The sequence below is a fragment of the Eggerthella lenta DSM 2243 genome (genome assembly GCF_000024265.1).
GTDB classification, from domain to species: domain Bacteria; phylum Actinomycetota; class Coriobacteriia; order Coriobacteriales; family Eggerthellaceae; genus Eggerthella; species Eggerthella lenta.
In genome coordinates, this window is record NC_013204.1 from 124587 (window position 1) to 140930 (window position 16344).

Genomic DNA, 16344 nt, shown 5'->3' on the forward strand with positions numbered 1-16344 from the left:
CACGTTGCCATCCGATGGGCGAGCGGAGCGCACCTGGCGTCCGGAGCGAAGGCGCGAAGCGCCGGAGCATGAACAAGCACGGGCTGGCCGTGTGCGCCACCGCTGTCATCCTTCGACTCCGGCCCGCGGCCTCCGCTCAGGATGACAGGGCCTGCTAGTCAGAATGAACATGACTTAAAACATCATGGACAAAAGCATGACTTTTCGGTAGTTTTCCAAGGGAAAACCAGCAGAGTGGAAAAGGAGCCTGGAAGAAACCCCAGGTAAACGGAACGCCTCTTGTCGCGCGCCAAAGCAAAACTAGGTAGCGTCCCGAAAGTTGGTGTATCAATCCGTTTCTGGAGGGCGGGCGAAGCCTGCCCGAGAAAAACGGACATCGTCTAGAATCGTCAATCACCACAAAAGACAGATTCGAAGGAAGGCGATGCCCGCTATGGACACTCTACTATTCAACGACCCCGAAGTGAAGGGGCTCGCGTTCGCGATCCTCGAGGAATGCACCGACCTGCAGGCCTTCGGGCGCAGGATGCTCGAGCTCCTGGCGAACGCCGCGATGTCGGCGAAGGCCGACGAGGCGTGCAACGCCCCCTACGGGGAGCGCGACGAGGGGCGCGTCAACTCGCGCAACGGCTACCGGGAGCGGGGGCTCTCGACCGCCGCGGGCGACGTCACCCTCAAGATTCCGAAGCTGCGCCGAGGCTCGTTCTTCCCCGAGGACCTGATCGAGCGCTACTGCAGGGTGGACCGGGCGCTCGTCGCGGCGGTGGCCGAGATGTACGTCATGGGGATATCGACGCGCAAGGTGGAGGCCGTCGCGGGCGAGCTCGGCGTGAGGTCGATGTCGAAGTCGCAGGTGTCGCGCCTGTGCGAGTGCCTGGACGCCGAGGTGGACGCGTTCAGGAGGCAGCGCTTCGACGGGGTGCGCTTCGCCTACCTGTGGCTCGACGCCACCTACGTGAAGTGCCGCGTGGAGGGGCGCTCGGCGTCCCAGGCCGTCGTGACCGCGATCGGGCTCGACGACACGGGCCACAAGCGCTTCGTCGGCGTGGACTGCGTGGACACGGAGAGCCACGCCGGGTGGAAGGCGTTCCTCTCCGGCCTGAGGGCGCGCGGCGTCGACGGCGTGCGCCTCGTCGTCTCGGACGCCCACGAAGGGCTCGCGAAGGCGATAGCCGAGACGTTCCAAGGAGCGGCCTGGCAGCGCTGCGTCACGCACCTCATGCGCAACGTGGCGGGCCGCATCCACAGGAAGGACGACCAGAGAAAGGCGCGCGAGGCCATGAAGGCCGTCTTCGCGCAGAAGAGCCCCGTCCTCGTGCGGGCGTGCTACCAAGAGGCGACCGAGGAGGTGCTGAAGATCTCGAGGGCGGCCGGAAACGTGCTCTTGGAGGCCGAGGAGGCGGCGCTCGCCTACCTGGCGTTCCCGGCCACGCACCGCACCAAGATCCGCACCAACAACGTCCAGGAGAGGGCCAACCGCGAGATCAAGCGCAGGACGCGCGTCGTGCAGGGGTTCCCCTCGCGCGAGTCGCTCATCCGCCTGGTGGGAGCGGCGCTCATCGAGGCCGACGAGGAGTGGTCGGCGCGCTGCGTCATCTCCAGGCCCTCGCTCGCGCACGCCTGGAAGGCCCAGGAGCGCGAGGCCCCCGGCGAGGCCGAGGTGCTCGCCGCCCGCGAGGCGGCGCGCAAGATCATAGGGAGCGCCATTGACCCGAAGGAGGACGAAGGCTAAGATTCACCTCGCAAGGGTGCCGGCGATTCTCCGGCGATGGCCCTGATACACCACGATTCGGGACGCGGCCCAAAACTACGGAAAAGTGCCTGTTTTTGTCCATGACTCTTTAAGTAATATATAGAAGCGCACGAAACCAGGGCGTACGGAAGAGAAACTCGGCCGGCTTTTCGGACGCAGGAAGCATCGGCTTTTGAGCGCCCTTCGCCGCGGCGTTCCTGCGAAACATCCCGGCTTTCGAGCTTCTTCCTGCCGGAATACTCTCCGATTGACGATACGCCAAGCCGCTGGTGTCGGCGCTGCTGTTCGCGGTGCACATCGTGTACGTGTCGAAGTTCTCGGGGACGAACGACGTGCTGGTGCTCACGGTGATGCAGTTCTTCATCGGCGGCGCGTGCGGCGTGGCGTGCGGCGCCTGCTTCGAGACGCTCTCTCCCGCGTGGGCCCTCACGCCCGAGTTCTTCTGGAACATGGCCTACCTGGTCATCTTCGCGTCGTGCGTGGCGCTGGTCATCCAGAACGTGGCGCTGGCGCATGTGCCGCCCGCGCAGGCGTCGCTGTTCCTCCGTCTGGAATCGGTGTTCGGCGTGCTGTTCAGCGTGCTTCTGTACGGTGAGCAGGTGGGGCTCAAGCTGATCGTGGGATTCGTGCTGATCTTCGGCGCCATCCTGGTCAGCGAGATGTTCCCCCTGAAACGCAAGGACGTTGCAACCAATCAACTGGAAGCGGTGCCGGTCGAGCTGCCATGATACAATTGCTCCCAATGTGTGCAGTAAGGGAGGAACCTCATGGCAGAAAAAGACAACATCGTGCTCATCGGCATGCCCGGCGCCGGCAAATCTACCCTCGGCATCGTGCTGGCGAAGATCTTGAACTACGACTTCATCGACGCCGACCTCGTCATCCAGAACAGCTGCGACAAGACGCTGCAGAAGCTCATCGACGCGTGCGGTCCCGAGGGCTTCATCCAGGTGGAGAACGAGATTCTGCGCGAGCTGAACGCGTCGAAGTCCATCATCGCCACGGGCGGCTCGGCCGTGTACTCCGACGAGGCCATGAAGCATCTCGCCGAGATCGGGACCATCGTGTATCTGAAGATCACGTACGACCAGCTGGTCAGCCGTCTGAGCGACCTGCAGGAGCGCGGCGTGGTGCTGAAGGGAGGCATCGGCATGAGCCTGCGCGAGCTGTACGACGAGCGTCTGCCGCTGTACGAGCAGTACGCCGAAGTCACCGTCGACGTGAACGACCTGTCCATCACCGCCGCCGCCCGCAAAGTGGCCGACGCCCTGAAGCAAGCGTAATCGAAAATGAGACAAAGGGAATGAGACAAAGGAACGGAGATGCCGTCTCGTGTCGATCTCGTGTGAGACACCAACCCCGTCCCTAGTGTCTCACCCGGCGTCTCGTCCAAGCAAGAAAACGCCCCGCAGCTCGTTACAAGCTGCGGGGCGTTGTCGTTGCTGGTCGAAGCGCGATGCGGCTCTACAGGCCTTCTGTTTCGAAGCGCTTCTCAAGCGCCTCTTGATGGATGCTGTACTGCAGCGCCATCTCTTTTGCTACGCGTCCGCTCTTCACGAGATCGAACAAGCTCTGATCCATCGTGCGCATGCCCTCGGCACCGCCCGAGGCGATGGCGCTGTCCAGCTGATGCGTCTTCTCCTCGCGAATAAGGTTGCGGATTGCTGTGTTCGTGATCATGATCTCGAAGGCCGGCGCCGTGCCGCCGTCGACGGTGGGCACAAGCTGCTGCGACACGATTGCCTGCAGCACCATGGACAGCTGAATGCGGATTTGGCGCTGCTGCGAAGCGGGGAAGGCGTCGATGATGCGATCCACCGTGCCCGCGGCGCCCGTAGTGTGCAGCGTAGAGAACAGCAGCTGCGCCATCTCGGCCGCAGTCACCGCAGTGCCGATGGTGTCCTGGTCGCGCATCTCGCCCAGCAGGATGACGTCAGGGCTCTCGCGCATGGCCGAGCGCAGGGCCTCGCTGTACGTTGCCACGTCGGTGGGCACTTCGCGCTGCGTGACGATGCAGGTGCCGTGCTTGTGCACGTACTCGATGGGGTCTTCCATCGTGATGATGTGGCCGGAACGTTCATGGTTCAAGCGGTCGATGATGCATGCCAGCGTCGTGGACTTGCCGGCGCCCGCCGGGCCGGTGACCAGCACGAGCCCCTTCTGGAACTTGGCCAGGCGCAGCACCTCGTCGGGGATGTGGAATTCCGCCGGATCGGGCAGGCCGAAGGGGATGACGCGGATGACCGCTCCGTACGAACCGCGCTGACGGAAGACGTTCGCGCGGAAGCGCCCGATGCCGGGCAGGGCGAACGAGAAGTCGTCGTCGTGATTGCCGTTCTGCATGAAGGTGTCCATGTTGCGGCCAGATGCCTCGTAGATGGCTCCGACGAAGGCCTCGGTGTCGGCCGGCTTGAACGGTGCCGAATCCAGTCGAACCTGGCGGCCGCTCACGCTGTACGCCAAAGGAAGTCCTGCGATAATGAAGACGTCGGATGCCTTCGCGTCCACCATCTCTTGCAAGAGCTGCTCCAGTTTCATCGTGCTTCTCCTATCGTGTTTGCGCGGCGCCCGACCAGAGCGTGGCACCCGGGCCGTCGTTCGTCCACTGCGTTGTCGCTTTCCATTGGCTGATCTCGTATGTTGCGTTCGCGGTGATGGTTAATTCCACGTCAAGCGTGCGCCCGCTGGAGGAGGCGAACGTCATGAGCACTCTCGACCCGTCGCGCTGCGCGTCGGCCGGCAGCGCCTCGTCCACGGCGGCAAGCGCTTCGTCCAGACCGCCTCCGGAGGCTCGCACGTCTTCCAGAGCCGCGTCGATGACGGCCACCGCGCTTTGAGCGGCTTGCTCGTTCTGGTAAGTATCGTTGGTGAACAGGGCCTGTTTCTCGGCGGCGGAATACGTCGCTTGCGCGGTGGTAGCCGAAAGCACGGCCATCACGGCCAGGCACAAGATGATGACCAACGTGAACAGGCTGATGGGGCCGATACGAACGCTGCCGTTGGTGCTGTTCATCGCTGCACCCCCTCGTTCGACACGTAGCGAGCCGTGTCTATCTGGTAGGTTGCTTCTCCGCCGCAAGATACGTAGATGTGGGCGGTGTAAAGCGTGCCACCCGGTTGGCTCTGGGCTTCCACGATGCGCGTCAAGTCGTACACGCTCTTGTCGAGGACGTCGATCGGCCCCTCGGGTTGTACCAGCTGGCCGTCGACGAGGACGTACTCTCCTCCCGTGTTGCCGCTGGTCGGATCGGCCGCGAACGCTTCGGCGTCGTTCGATGCGAGGATGATGGCGTTCGACAGGCGGTCGGCTTCGATGCTTCGTTCGTGCGCTCCGGCGATCACCTGCATGATCACGGCAAGCGACGCAATGAGAAACACCAGGAGCACAAGCGCCTCCACGATGAAAGCCGCGCCGTGCCAGGGTCGACGGTCGTGATCGTTGCCGCGGCGCAGGCGGGAAAGGTCGATGCCCATCAGGCACCTCCTCTTACGCTGCGCAGGGCAACCGAGGTGGAGCCTTGGTCGGTGTGCACGGTCAGCAGGCCGTCGGTGTAGGTGAAGTCGAAGGTGGAAGACCTCACGATCTCCCGAGCCTTCTCGGGCGTGAACGCCGTTCCGGCGCGCGTGTACTCTTCCACGATTGCCCCCTGGTAGGCGTACAAACGCGTCTCGTAGTCGCCGTTGCCCAGGTGTTCGGTCAGCACGAGCGCCAGCCCTTCGGGACCGTCGGCCACGCCTACGGCGTCGGTCCCGTCGGTGGCTCGGATGGAGTTCGCGATCAACGACAGCCCCAGTCGGGTATTGTCAGAGGAAGAGCGCACATCGTTCGCTGCGCGGTAGGCGCTCGTGCCCACCAGAAGCGCCAGCAGCAGGAACAGCGCGATGACGGCGAACAGCAGCGTGATGAACGCCCGTCCGCGCGCCTTTCCATCGCGGGCTTCGGAGCTGCGGTTGGACCCTGTCGCCTGGATCAGCGTTTGCACCATATCGCCCCTCATTTCGCCAACACCACGACGTTCGGCATGACGTTGTCGGCGAACACCTCGTACGTGATCGCGTAGTCGGAGCGATTCACGACCAACCCGTAGTTCTCCTCGAGATAGGCGAGCGACGAGGGGTATGCGCCCTCGATGGCGCAGCACTGCTTCGCGCTGTTCAAGATGGCGTTGCGCACCGACAGCTCGCCTTGCTCGCGCAGCGATGCTCCGATGGCGTTCGAGGAAAGCCAGACGAGCATGACGACCAGCACGATGGCGAGCAATCCGGCCATGCGCTTACGGGTGCGCCTCCTGATTTCCTGTTTGGTCAGCTCGTGGTACATGGGACTAGCCGATCGATCCCATGATGCCGATGAGCGGGAGCATGACCGCGATGAGCGTAGCCCCCACGCCCACGGTGAGGAACGCGGCCAGCGTGGGCTCGACGCTGTCGATAAGACCGTCGAGGCGCACGATAGAGTCGTCGAAGAACGTGTCAGACAGGCTTGCCAGCACGGTTTCCAAGCTGCCAGAGCGCGTGCCCACGACCAGCATGCGGGCGTAGATGGGCTCGAAGACGTTGTTGTCGAAGATGGCTTGCGCGAGGCTCTTGGCCTGGGCGGGATCCGTCATCTGCATCCGCACCGCTTCCAGCTGGGATTTCAAGTTCCCATGGTCCACCATGGCCACGGCCTTCTCCATAGCGGTATCGGTGTCCACGCCGGCAGCTACGAACGTGGCGAGCGCCGCGGTGAACCGACTAACGGCCATCTGGCGCATAGGTCCGCGCGTGAGGGGCGCCTTTTCGAACAGGCGCAGCAAGCGCTGGCGCCCTGCCGCCGAGCGGCCGGCCAGCACGCCCAGCACTACGAGCACGGTGCACAGCAGCGTAACGCCCAGAGCGATCCAGCCTATGATGATGGAAGCGTTCACGTATCCGAAGGAGCCGGCCGTCAAGTTGCCGGTGAGGCCATGGTACACATCCACGAACACGGGTAGAATCACGATGACGGTGAACAGCAGGATTGCCGACATGACGCACAGCAGCGCAGCCGGGTAGGCGATCGCGTTCTTTATCTTGGCGTACAGGCGATCTTCCTCGTCGTAGTATCTCGCCAAGCTCCACAGCACGTTCTCTAAGCGGCCCGCGTGCTCGCCTGCGCCCACCATGTCGACGACGTGGGAGGGGAAACATCCTGAATCGTCCATTGCGAGCGCCAGGGGCTTGCCGACGATGAGTTCTTTGTATACGTCGTCGCACGCGCGTTTGAACGCGGCGTCTTCCATGTTCTCGCCCAGCAGAAAGACGGCTTCGTCCATCTGGATGCCGGCGGAGTGCATGACGGCGACGCTTTCGCAGAAGGCGGAAACAGCGCTGCTCTCAAGCATCTTCGTGGCCATGTCCTACGCGCTCCTTTTGTCTCGTGCTGCTACGTGTATCGTCATAATCAGTACGTGTAGAGGTCGGTGTACGCGATTCCGTCTCCCACGTAGCTCGACCCGCTTCCGGCCGCGAACGTCGTATCGATACGCGTCCACGTGTTCTGCTTGATATCGATATGGGCATCGACCCATGTGCCGTCAATATACACCATGTTCCAAGCGTGGTATATATTATCGGGCGATACGTACCCGGTGATTATCTTGCAGGGGATCCCTTGGCTGCGCAGCATGGCGGCCGCCAACGATGCGTAGTCGAAGCAGATGCCCGCGCCGTCGGCGATGCACGAATCGGGGTTGGGAAGGTAGCCCGTCGCATCGGCAAGCCGAGCGGCTTTGTCCTCGTCGTATGCGATATTTTCAACGATCCAGTCGTAGATCCCGCGCACCACGTCGCCCTCGTTCTGGGCGTCGGCGGACAGGTCGTTCGCCAGCTGCGTGCTTTTGCTGGATGCGTCGTAGTCGCAGTAGACGCTCGGTCGGATGAACGGTTGGAATTCGTCAGCCAGCGTCACAGGCTGGTCGGCGAGCGAGTACAGCTCCGAATACCGTTGTCCGGTAGTGTTTTCCCAGACGGTGAACGTGTACGCGCCGCTGCCTTGAACGAGAGGGCACGAGATGGGCGTGCCGTCGCTGGGCAGATCGAAATAATACTGCGTTTCCGAACCCTCAAACGAAACTTGGAGCTTCAAGCGGGTTGATGCAGTTGCCGAGACGGCCACGTAGCCTTTCGCCAGGTTTGAAGCGTCGATGCTCACGCCGTTTTCGCCGCCGGCCGCCGCTTGGTCGAACGGGGAGAGCGCAAGCTCCGGCCGCTCGTAGGCCGGGCCGCTCGTCTGGCTCTGGCCGCCTGAGGGGTTCGAGGTTTTGCCGACCGCGTCGTTTTCGCTACATCCTCCCAGCGCGACGAGCGTCGTCGCCAGAACCGCCGCGCACGCGCTGCGGACGATCGCACGCAGCGTGCGGGCGCGCCGATGTTGCGGCGTGCAAGCTCCGTCGCGTCGTTTCCGTCCAGCGGCTGTGATGCCGAGCAGGTGCATGCGCCCTCTCTACGATTCATTGTCTCGGAGGGCATTATACCCCTCCTTGCGCACATACCGGATACTGTTGATTTTGGCACGAAAAAGCGATTCCCGCTACGTTAGATGCAGATGCTCGTTTCTTAAACGGCCAGATAAAATGCGGATTTGGTTAACGCGTTGTCCAATTGGTGTTTTAATGAGGCCACTACTAGAGCATTTGGGGTCGCAACGTGATAGAATATAAATTGGGTTATAGACTATGCCCTTGTTCTGTATTGCAGAACGTGGTATGTCAGGTCTGTCACCTACCATAAGATAGACGAGTTTTCAGCATATTCGACAACGTATGAGCTCATCGACAAGCGCAGTGCGTCTACGTGCTTGGATCGGAACTGCGAAGCGGTTCGCGACGAACAGCCGATCCTTCCGTAGCTGGCGAAAGTCTGGGTGATAGGTATGTTGGAGAAAATGCTAGATCTTAAAAACACGTTCGAAGGCAAGTTCCTTGCCGTCCTCATGTCTGTGGTGTTGGTCATGTCGATGACGAACATCCTGGCGTTCGCAGGCAACGAAGGTCAGAAGGACGGTTCGAAAACCGAGTCCGCTCCCACCGATCAGGTGGTCGGCGAGTCCGACAAGGAAGCGGTCGACGAGGCCGTGCAGCATGGCGAGAGCGCTGCGGCCAAGGATGCCGATGCGTCCAAGACGACGCCTTCCCAGCCTCTTGTTTCGACGACGGTCGACGAAGCCGTGGTAACGTTCGAAACTCAGAACGCGTTCGTGTCCGTGAAGGATCAGCTGCTCTCCGGCACGATGCTGACCACCGAACTGCACAAAGAGCTGAGGTTTACAGCAAGCGCCGACACCGGCTTCGAGCTGGGAGCCATCACCGCGAAGAACGCCGCGAACGCCGACGTGCCCGTCACCACCCAGGACGGCGTGTCTAGCATCGCGGCCGAGTATGTCGACAGCACCTTGGTCGTGTCCGTTGTCGCCGCTGCGGTTGTCTCCGATGAGCCCGAAGTTGAAACCACGCCTATCACCAGCGATACCAAGATCGAGCCGGGCGAGGCGGACGAAAAGGGCGAACCCGAAGAGCCGAAATCGGAAGAGCCCGAGACCGATGAGCCTGAAGCCCCCGTTGCCGACGAAGACGTCGTCGAGGTCGAAGCCGACGTGAGCAACCCGGCGTTCGAGGGCTATGCCCAAGCCGGCAACGTGCTGGTGAAGGTAACCGCCGCCGAAGGCGTGCTGCCCGAAGGTGCGACCGTGCAGGCGACGCGGATCGAGCGTCAGGACGTTGTGGACGCCGTGGCCGAGAGAGTGGAGAGCCAGGGCAAGGTGCTCGAGGATGCGATCGCCATTGATGTGACGCTGCTCGACAAAGACGGCAACGAGATCCAGCCCAATGGCGCTCTGAACGTCTGCTTCTTCGACGCGAACGTCGAGGGCGAAGAGGTGGGCGTGTACCGCGTGTCCGACGATGCGTCTCAAGTCGAGACCATCGGCGCCCGCCAAGCCGACCCCGCCGTCCAAAGCTTCGACGTGGATCACTTTACTATTTATGTGGCCACGGGAAGCAATTATGCCAGTACAGGCATCAAGTTGGATTCTTCTTCAATAGAGGTAGGGGAAACGATTAAGGCTCTTGGAGAGCGGAAGTGGAACTCGAAAGGATACTCTTGGACTAGCTCTGACGCATCGGTGGCGAAAGTCGCTTTCTCAAAGGAGAATCGCGCAGACATCGTCGGTGTGAGTCCGGGTGTTGCCACGATTACCTATAGCTACAAGGTGGGCAATCGAACGTATACCGACACCGCCAAAGTGCACGTCGTTCCGTCGGTCGTCAAGCACACGGTATCGTGGTACGTCAATGGCGATGTTTCCAAAAGCACGAAGGTGCGAGACGGGGAGGTGCCCAGCTATGGAGGGACTCCTAATCGTGCAGGCGATTGGCAGTACAAGCAGTTTGTTGGTTGGGCCACAGCTCCCAACTCGAAAAATTATTTGACTGAGGGCGAGCTGCCTGCCGTAACCGAAGATGTGTCGTACTACGCTGTATTCACTTCTCAAGCCTATTTCTATTTCGTTCTTGAGGGGCGTTCGAACACCAGCACGGTTGCCAAGGACTATATGTATGCCGGTGAAGGAACCATGATCGTTCCCGATGGGTTTAATAGTGGCGACCGCTGGTATGACGGGTCAAATTTCAGCATTGCTGATTATATCGTCTCCACTCCTTCCGACGAGGCCATCCGAAATGGTATCAGGGCAGCTTACGCAGATTACTCTCCTGATTGGACGTATACCATAGACTGGACTACGCTGAGCGTTGCGGGTTCGTCGGTCGATTACCGGTATAACACCTTTGATTATGGCAAGTCGATGCATACCGACGGTGCGTTGAGCATCAATAAGGATACGACCATCGGCGTGACATACCTCACGCAAAAACCTGATGGAAGTGTGGTCACCAACTCCACCTCTCATGACAAAAATGTTGCGTTCGGGCTCAATAGCACAGTTAATACGGATGCCCCCTCTTTTGAGACCGATGGGTATACGTACAATTCTCGTGTCAACCATAATGGAGCCAGCTATGTCTTCGACGGCTGGTATCTCGATCAAAGCTATACCACTAAAGCTCCTGACAGCGTTTCCCCGTCATCGTCAGCCTCGTTCTATGCGCGTTATATCGCCAACACGAAGACATTGACGTACCAAGCCAACGGTGGCGCTTTTTCGGATGGTACTATCCAGGACAAAACGGCCGTTCAGCAAGTAGGCGCCCGTGTCTCCTTCATTTCGAATCCCTCGCGAGATGGGTATGTCTTTACGGGATGGAAAGATAAAGATACAGGAGACGTTTATTCTGCTGGTGTTTCCGGCATGATTATGCCGGATCGCGACGTTACGCTTGTCGCGCAATGGCAGGGCGTCATCCCCATCAAGCTTCTCGGCGATGAAACGAAGAAAACCTACAGTGGAACGAAACAGAGCTATACTGGGTTTACTGTTTCCGGACTTGACATGGGTAGCTATACGGTTTCTGGCGTACAAGCGCTTGCACAGGGCACCGACGTGGGGACGTATAAGGGCACCATAGACTATTCTGGGATGCGCATTTTTGAGAAATCGTCTGGCTCCGACGTTACAAATCAATTCGAAGTGGTTGAAGCTAGCGAGCCTACTTTGATTGTAGAAAAAGCCCCGATTTCGATTGTTACGCCCGATGATTCTAAGCTCTACGATGGCGCTCCGCTGATTGCTACAAAAGGCGCTGAGCTTTCGGGCTTGGTCAATGATGAGACCGCCACCCTTATTGTTATCGGAAGTCGTACCGATGTCGGAACTTCCGATAATGCATATCAAATCGATTGGAGTGGCTCGGCTAAAGAGTCGAATTACTTCATTGATGAGGAGACTATCGGCACGCTCGAGATCGCCAAGCGCCCCGTCACCGTGACCGCCAAGGGCGGCGAGAAGCAGTACGACGGCAAGCCGCTGACCGCCGCCGACACCGGCTACGACATCGGCGGCGAGGGCCTGGTCGAGGGCCACGAGGCCGACGTGGCGCTCTCCGGCAGCCAGACCGCCCCGGGCGCCTCGCCCGCCACGGTCGAGTCCGTGGCCGTCAAGGACGGCGACGTCGACGTGGCCAACAACTACGACGTCGCCACCGCCGACGGCAGCCTCAAGGTGACCAACCGCGACGCCAAGTACGAGGTGACCCTCAAGGCCAACTCCTCGACCGGCAACGTCTACGACGGCACCGAGAAGTCCGCCAAGGGCGTCGTGACCGACCGCTTCGTCATCGACGACGTCGAGTACGCGGTCTCCGGCTACGAGACCCAGGACCCGGCCGAGGTCGCCGCGGGCGTCTACACCAACAACGTCTCCGGCGACTTCAAGGTCAAAGACCCCGCCGGCAACGACGTGACCAGCGAGTTCGCGGTCCACACCGAGGACGGCGAGCTCGAGATCGCCAAGCGCCCCGTCACCGTGACCGCCAAGGGCGGCGAGAAGCAGTACGACGGCAAGCCGCTGACCGCCGCCGACACCGGCTACGACATCGGCGGCGAGGGCCTGGTCGAGGGCCACGAGGCCGACGTGGCGCTCTCCGGCAGCCAGACCGCCCCGGGCGCCTCGCCCGCCACGGTCGAGTCCGTGGCCGTCAAGGACGGCGACGTCGACGTGGCCAACAACTACGACGTCGCCACCGCCGACGGCAGCCTCAAGGTGACCAACCGCGACGCCAAGTACGAGGTGACCCTCAAGGCCAACTCCTCGACCGGCAACGTCTACGACGGCACCGAGAAGTCCGCCAAGGGCGTCGTGACCGACCGCTTCGTCATCGACGACGTCGAGTACGCGGTCTCCGGCTACGAGACCCAGGACCCGGCCGAGGTCGCCGCGGGCGTCTACACCAACAACGTCTCCGGCGACTTCAAGGTCAAAGACCCCGCCGGCAACGACGTGACCAGCGAGTTCGCGGTCCACACCGAGGACGGCGAGCTCGAGATCGCCAAGCGCCCCGTCACCGTGACCGCCAAGGGCGGCGAGAAGCAGTACGACGGCAAGCCGCTGACCGCCGCCGACACCGGCTACGACATCGGCGGCGAGGGCCTGGTCGAGGGCCACGAGGCCGACGTGGCGCTCTCCGGCAGCCAGACCGCCCCGGGCGCCTCGCCCGCCACGGTCGAGTCCGTGGCCGTCAAGGACGGCGACGTCGACGTGGCCAACAACTACGACGTCGCCACCGCCGACGGCAGCCTCAAGGTGACCAACCGCGACGCCAAGTACGAGGTGACCCTCAAGGCCAACTCCTCGACCGGCAACGTCTACGACGGCACCGAGAAGTCCGCCAAGGGCGTCGTGACCGACCGCTTCGTCATCGACGACGTCGAGTACGCGGTCTCCGGCTACGAGACCCAGGACCCGGCCGAGGTCGCCGCGGGCGTCTACACCAACAACGTCTCCGGCGACTTCAAGGTCAAAGACCCCGCCGGCAACGACGTGACCAGCGAGTTCGCGGTCCACACCGAGGACGGCGAGCTCGAGATCCTGCCGCGCGAAGTTACGCTCGCGTCTGGAAGCGCCACCAAGATTTACGACGGAACGGCACTGGAACTTCCCGATGTGACAGTGGGCGGAGACGGTTTCGTCGGTACTGAGGCGAGCGTTCGGGCAACAGGTTCTATCACCGATATCGGTGGTCCGATCGATAACACCATTGTTGTCGAACCTGGCGAAGGGTTTATTGCCGCTAACTACAACGTTGTCTATACGGTTGGCAAGCTGACCGTTACTTCCGCCTCCATCGATCCGGATGATCCGAGCTATACGGGCATCCAGATCAACAATCCGTACGACGTGCAGTACAACGGACAAGAACAGAGGTGGATCCCTTCGGTGTTCGATAGGAACAACCATAAGCTTGTTACGGGTACCGATTACACGGTTTCCTACAGCCAGGACGTCAGGAACGTTGGCGTTGTGACCGTTACCATCACGGGCATCGGCAACTACATGGGTACGGTGGAGCGTGCGTATAACATCACCCCTGCACCTGCCGTTATCAGGGTGAACGATTCTTCGAAGGCTTACGGCGAGGCCGATCCGGGCTTTACGGGAGCGGTCGAGGGCCTGTTTGGCGATGATTTGCTGGGCGACATAGCTTACAGTCGTACGAACATCGATGAAGAGGTTGGCAATTACAGCGATGTGCTGACTGCGACGGTCGGCAACCTGAACGGCAACTACACCTACACCGTCGAGCCGGGCAACTTCTCTATCGTGCCTGCCGGTGGAAACGTCGTTACCATTGACGCGACAGGTTTGACCAAGACCTACGACGGGCAGCCTGTCTCGGTTGTCGCCGAGGCCAGCGTCGACGGCTCCGCGTTGCTATACTCTGTCGACGGTTCCACGTGGTCGGATGCCAATCCCGAGTTCACAAATGCCGGTACATATACGGTGTATGTAAAGGCGACGCATGATGGTTATGAGGAAAGCGCGCCCGTAAGTGCCACTGTTGTCATCAACCCTGCTCCCGTGACCATCGCTGTTGCCGATGCTTCCAAGGTTGCCGGCGCTGACGATCCTGCCTTCAGCGGCACGGTCGAAGGCCTTGTGGCCGAGGGGGATCTGGGCGATATCAACTACGTGCGTCCTGGTGGCGAGGAAGCCGCAGGCGTGTATGTTGGCGCCCTGACGGCGCTCTACACGCAGAACGGGAACTACAGGGTCGCCGTGCTCAACGGCACCTTCACCATCACAGCTGCTCCCGTGACGCCGCCGACCCCGCCGACACCTCCGACCTCGCCGACTCCGACGCCGCTGCCCACGCCGGGCACCGTTCCGCCGGACAGCCCGATAGCGCCCGTCGTCACGCCGATCGTCGATGCGCTGCAGGGTGCGGCCGAGGCGGTCATCGGCGACAACGAGACGCCGCTGGCTGAGCCTCGCGAAACCGAGATCGGCGACAACGATACGCCGCTTGCGAGCCATGACCATGCGTCCTGCTGGGTGCATTGGTACATCATCCTCGGCATCATCGTGACGGCCTTGTACGGAGCTTGCGTGGCGCTGCGTCGCGGGTTGTTCTCGCGCAAGCTGAAGAAGTACGAAGACGGATTGACCGGGGGCGGCGACCCCGCTCCCGGCGCTCCCTCGATCGGCGACGACGCTTCGGCGCCGATAGCGCCGAAGGGCGCTCCTGCGGGTGCGACGTTGGCTGCCGGATTGGGCGAATAGGGGTTTCATCATGAAGAAAAGCAACGTGATAGTATTCGTCCTGCTGGCCTTGGCCTCGGCGTTCTTCCTGTGGCTCTGGTACTTCCTGGGGCTCAACCGGGTGGACGAGCCGCTCGATCTGGTTTTGTCCATCGTGTGGTGGCTGGTCATCGTGGTGGCCATCGCCGTCATCGTGAAGATGGAGCGCACGCGTCGTCAGCGGGTTCGCACCGTGTACGTGGGCGACTGTGCCACGTTCAACAGCGAGCAGGGCTTGGCGACTATCGAAGGCTCTCAGCCGGTGTTCGAGGTGATCGCGGGAATCCTGCAGAGCTTGAAGTACGATTTCTCGCGTGCGGATTTTCCCGATAAGGATCGCTTCGTCGTGAAGTATTTCGTACGCACGAAGCAGTTCGAGGCCGAGGAGAAGCAGGGTTCCGATACGGTCGTAGACTCTGAGCAGGCGTCTGCCGGAGCGGCGAAGCCGCAGATCCAGCAGAAAACGTGGACGGGAGAGGTGTTCATCGTGGAGACGAAGGAAGAGCGTCCCTTCGGCTCGCCCGAAGAATTGGCCCGCATCCTGGCCTCGCTCGAGCAAGCAGCGTAAAGAAGCGGCCCCGGTGACGGGGTCGCTTTCGTCGTTGCAGCTTGTGCTCCACGCCGCTTCTGCGCTGTGCTCTGCGGATGCAGCGATTCGGGACGCGCTCTGGTGCGCTAGCTCTGCCGCGCTTCCACGAACGTTTTGATCACAGAGACCGCTCCCAGCGCGTCCAAGTTGCCGGAGTTGATGCACAAGTCGTAGTTTCGCGCCTGCCCCCAGTTCTCGTCGGTGAAGTAGCGATAGTAGCTGGCGCGGTTCTTGTCCACGCGTGCGATGCGGCTGCGTGCGTCGCTCTCGGACAGGTTGTTGCGCCGCATGACGCGCGCGACGCGCGCTTCCATGGGCGCGCTGACGAACAGGCTGACCAGACCTGGGTGGCCTTCCAATACGTAGTCGGCGCAGCGCCCGACGATGACGCACGGCCCCTCGTTGGCGATGGACCTGAGGATGTCCACCTCGGTTTTGTATATACGCGAGGCCACCGGGTGCTCGATGTCGGTGCCGCAGAAGAAGCTGTTGGGGTTCAGCAGCAGCGGCCGCATGGGCTTTTCGTCGAAGTCTTCCACCACGTCGCCGCTGAGGCCGCTCTCCTCCGCGATGCGCTTGAGCAGGAGCTTATCGTAGTACGCGATGCCCAGCTCGCTGGCAAGGCGCTCGCCGATCTCGCGGCCGCCGCTTCCATACTCCCTGCTGATGGCGAAAACGAGATGCTGGTCCATGCTGGCCCCTTCCGTGTTCCTGCGAACTCGACGCGATTTCGTTGAGGATATTGTACCTGAAAAAGGCCGCGCCCGGAGAGAGGGCGCGGCCAGGGAG

At 61.5% G+C, this 16344-nt stretch carries 13 protein-coding genes; 5 read left to right on the forward strand and 8 right to left on the reverse strand.

Annotated features, from left to right (window positions below):
* Nucleotides 1-433 precede the first annotated feature (433 nt).
* The 3 genes from ELEN_RS00510 to ELEN_RS00520 all read left to right on the forward strand — a co-directional run bounded on the left by ELEN_RS00510 (nt 434) and on the right by ELEN_RS00520 (nt 3036).
* A complete protein-coding gene (locus ELEN_RS00510; protein WP_227101377.1) occupies nt 434-1732 on the forward strand; it encodes an IS256 family transposase in 1299 nt (432 codons plus the stop codon).
* A gap of 290 nt (nt 1733-2022) precedes the next feature.
* Nucleotides 2023-2481: a DMT family transporter gene (locus ELEN_RS00515; protein ID WP_009305675.1), complete on the forward strand. Its 459-nt coding sequence runs from the start codon at nt 2023-2025 to the stop codon at nt 2479-2481.
* A gap of 39 nt (nt 2482-2520) precedes the next feature.
* Nucleotides 2521-3036 (forward strand): shikimate kinase, encoded by a 516-nt coding sequence (locus tag ELEN_RS00520; protein WP_009305677.1) that lies wholly within the window; start codon nt 2521-2523, stop codon nt 3034-3036.
* Nucleotides 3037-3217: 181 nt separating this feature from the next.
* Here the strand turns inward: ELEN_RS00520 and ELEN_RS00525 are convergent, their stop codons facing one another.
* The 7 genes from ELEN_RS00525 to ELEN_RS00555 are packed head-to-tail and all read right to left on the reverse strand — an operon-like array spanning nt 3218 to nt 8210.
* On the reverse strand, nt 3218-4291 hold the full coding sequence (locus ELEN_RS00525) for a type IV pilus twitching motility protein PilT (RefSeq protein WP_009305678.1): 1074 nt from the start codon (nt 4289-4291) through the stop codon (nt 3218-3220).
* 10 nt (nt 4292-4301) lie between these two features.
* Complete coding sequence (locus tag ELEN_RS00530) at nt 4302-4766, reverse strand: hypothetical protein (protein ID WP_009305679.1); 465 nt, start codon at nt 4764-4766, stop codon at nt 4302-4304.
* The gene (locus ELEN_RS00535) at nt 4763-5227 is read right to left on the reverse strand and encodes a hypothetical protein (RefSeq protein WP_009305680.1); all 465 of its coding nucleotides are present in this window, start codon (nt 5225-5227) and stop codon (nt 4763-4765) included. Before ELEN_RS00535 ends, ELEN_RS00530 begins: the two co-directional genes overlap by 4 nt.
* The gene (locus ELEN_RS00540; RefSeq protein ID WP_009305681.1) at nt 5227-5739 is read right to left on the reverse strand and encodes a DUF4860 domain-containing protein; all 513 of its coding nucleotides are present in this window, start codon (nt 5737-5739) and stop codon (nt 5227-5229) included. The genes ELEN_RS00535 and ELEN_RS00540 overlap by 1 nt, the downstream gene beginning before the upstream one ends.
* An 8-nt stretch (nt 5740-5747) precedes the next feature.
* Nucleotides 5748-6023: a hypothetical protein gene (locus ELEN_RS00545; protein ID WP_009607743.1), complete on the reverse strand. Its 276-nt coding sequence runs from the start codon at nt 6021-6023 to the stop codon at nt 5748-5750.
* A gap of 55 nt (nt 6024-6078) precedes the next feature.
* A complete protein-coding gene (locus tag ELEN_RS00550) occupies nt 6079-7131 on the reverse strand; it encodes a type II secretion system F family protein (RefSeq protein ID WP_009607742.1) in 1053 nt (350 codons plus the stop codon).
* 47 nt (nt 7132-7178) lie between these two features.
* Nucleotides 7179-8210: a transglutaminase domain-containing protein gene (locus ELEN_RS00555; RefSeq protein WP_009607747.1), complete on the reverse strand. Its 1032-nt coding sequence runs from the start codon at nt 8208-8210 to the stop codon at nt 7179-7181.
* A gap of 438 nt (nt 8211-8648) precedes the next feature.
* Between ELEN_RS00555 and ELEN_RS00560 the strand changes: the two genes are divergently transcribed.
* On the forward strand, nt 8649-14948 hold the full coding sequence (locus ELEN_RS00560) for an MBG domain-containing protein (protein WP_015759812.1): 6300 nt from the start codon (nt 8649-8651) through the stop codon (nt 14946-14948).
* A gap of 10 nt (nt 14949-14958) precedes the next feature.
* Nucleotides 14959-15534: a hypothetical protein gene (locus ELEN_RS00565; protein WP_015759813.1), complete on the forward strand. Its 576-nt coding sequence runs from the start codon at nt 14959-14961 to the stop codon at nt 15532-15534.
* Between the two features lie 107 nt (nt 15535-15641).
* Here the strand turns inward: ELEN_RS00565 and ELEN_RS00570 are convergent, their stop codons facing one another.
* Entirely contained in the window at nt 15642-16247 is a 606-nt protein-coding gene (locus tag ELEN_RS00570; protein ID WP_009305687.1) for a cytidylate kinase-like family protein, read from the reverse strand.
* Between the last annotated feature and the right edge of the window lie 97 nt (nt 16248-16344).

Coding starts and splice junctions, on each gene's coding strand:
- ELEN_RS00510 (WP_227101377.1), top strand. CDS start 434: ATGGACACTCTACTATTCAACGACCCCGAAGTGAAGGGGCTCGCGTTC.
- ELEN_RS00525 (WP_009305678.1), bottom strand. CDS start 4,291: ATGAAACTGGAGCAGCTCTTGCAAGAGATGGTGGACGCGAAGGCATCC.
- ELEN_RS00565 (WP_015759813.1), top strand. CDS start 14,959: ATGAAGAAAAGCAACGTGATAGTATTCGTCCTGCTGGCCTTGGCCTCG.
- ELEN_RS00540 (WP_009305681.1), bottom strand. CDS start 5,739: ATGGTGCAAACGCTGATCCAGGCGACAGGGTCCAACCGCAGCTCCGAA.
- ELEN_RS00535 (WP_009305680.1), bottom strand. CDS start 5,227: ATGGGCATCGACCTTTCCCGCCTGCGCCGCGGCAACGATCACGACCGT.
- ELEN_RS00560 (WP_015759812.1), top strand. CDS start 8,649: ATGTTGGAGAAAATGCTAGATCTTAAAAACACGTTCGAAGGCAAGTTC.
- ELEN_RS00555 (WP_009607747.1), bottom strand. CDS start 8,210: ATGCACCTGCTCGGCATCACAGCCGCTGGACGGAAACGACGCGACGGA.
- ELEN_RS00520 (WP_009305677.1), top strand. CDS start 2,521: ATGGCAGAAAAAGACAACATCGTGCTCATCGGCATGCCCGGCGCCGGC.
- ELEN_RS00530 (WP_009305679.1), bottom strand. CDS start 4,766: ATGAACAGCACCAACGGCAGCGTTCGTATCGGCCCCATCAGCCTGTTC.
- ELEN_RS00570 (WP_009305687.1), bottom strand. CDS start 16,247: ATGGACCAGCATCTCGTTTTCGCCATCAGCAGGGAGTATGGAAGCGGC.
- ELEN_RS00545 (WP_009607743.1), bottom strand. CDS start 6,023: ATGGCCGGATTGCTCGCCATCGTGCTGGTCGTCATGCTCGTCTGGCTT.
- ELEN_RS00550 (WP_009607742.1), bottom strand. CDS start 7,131: ATGGCCACGAAGATGCTTGAGAGCAGCGCTGTTTCCGCCTTCTGCGAA.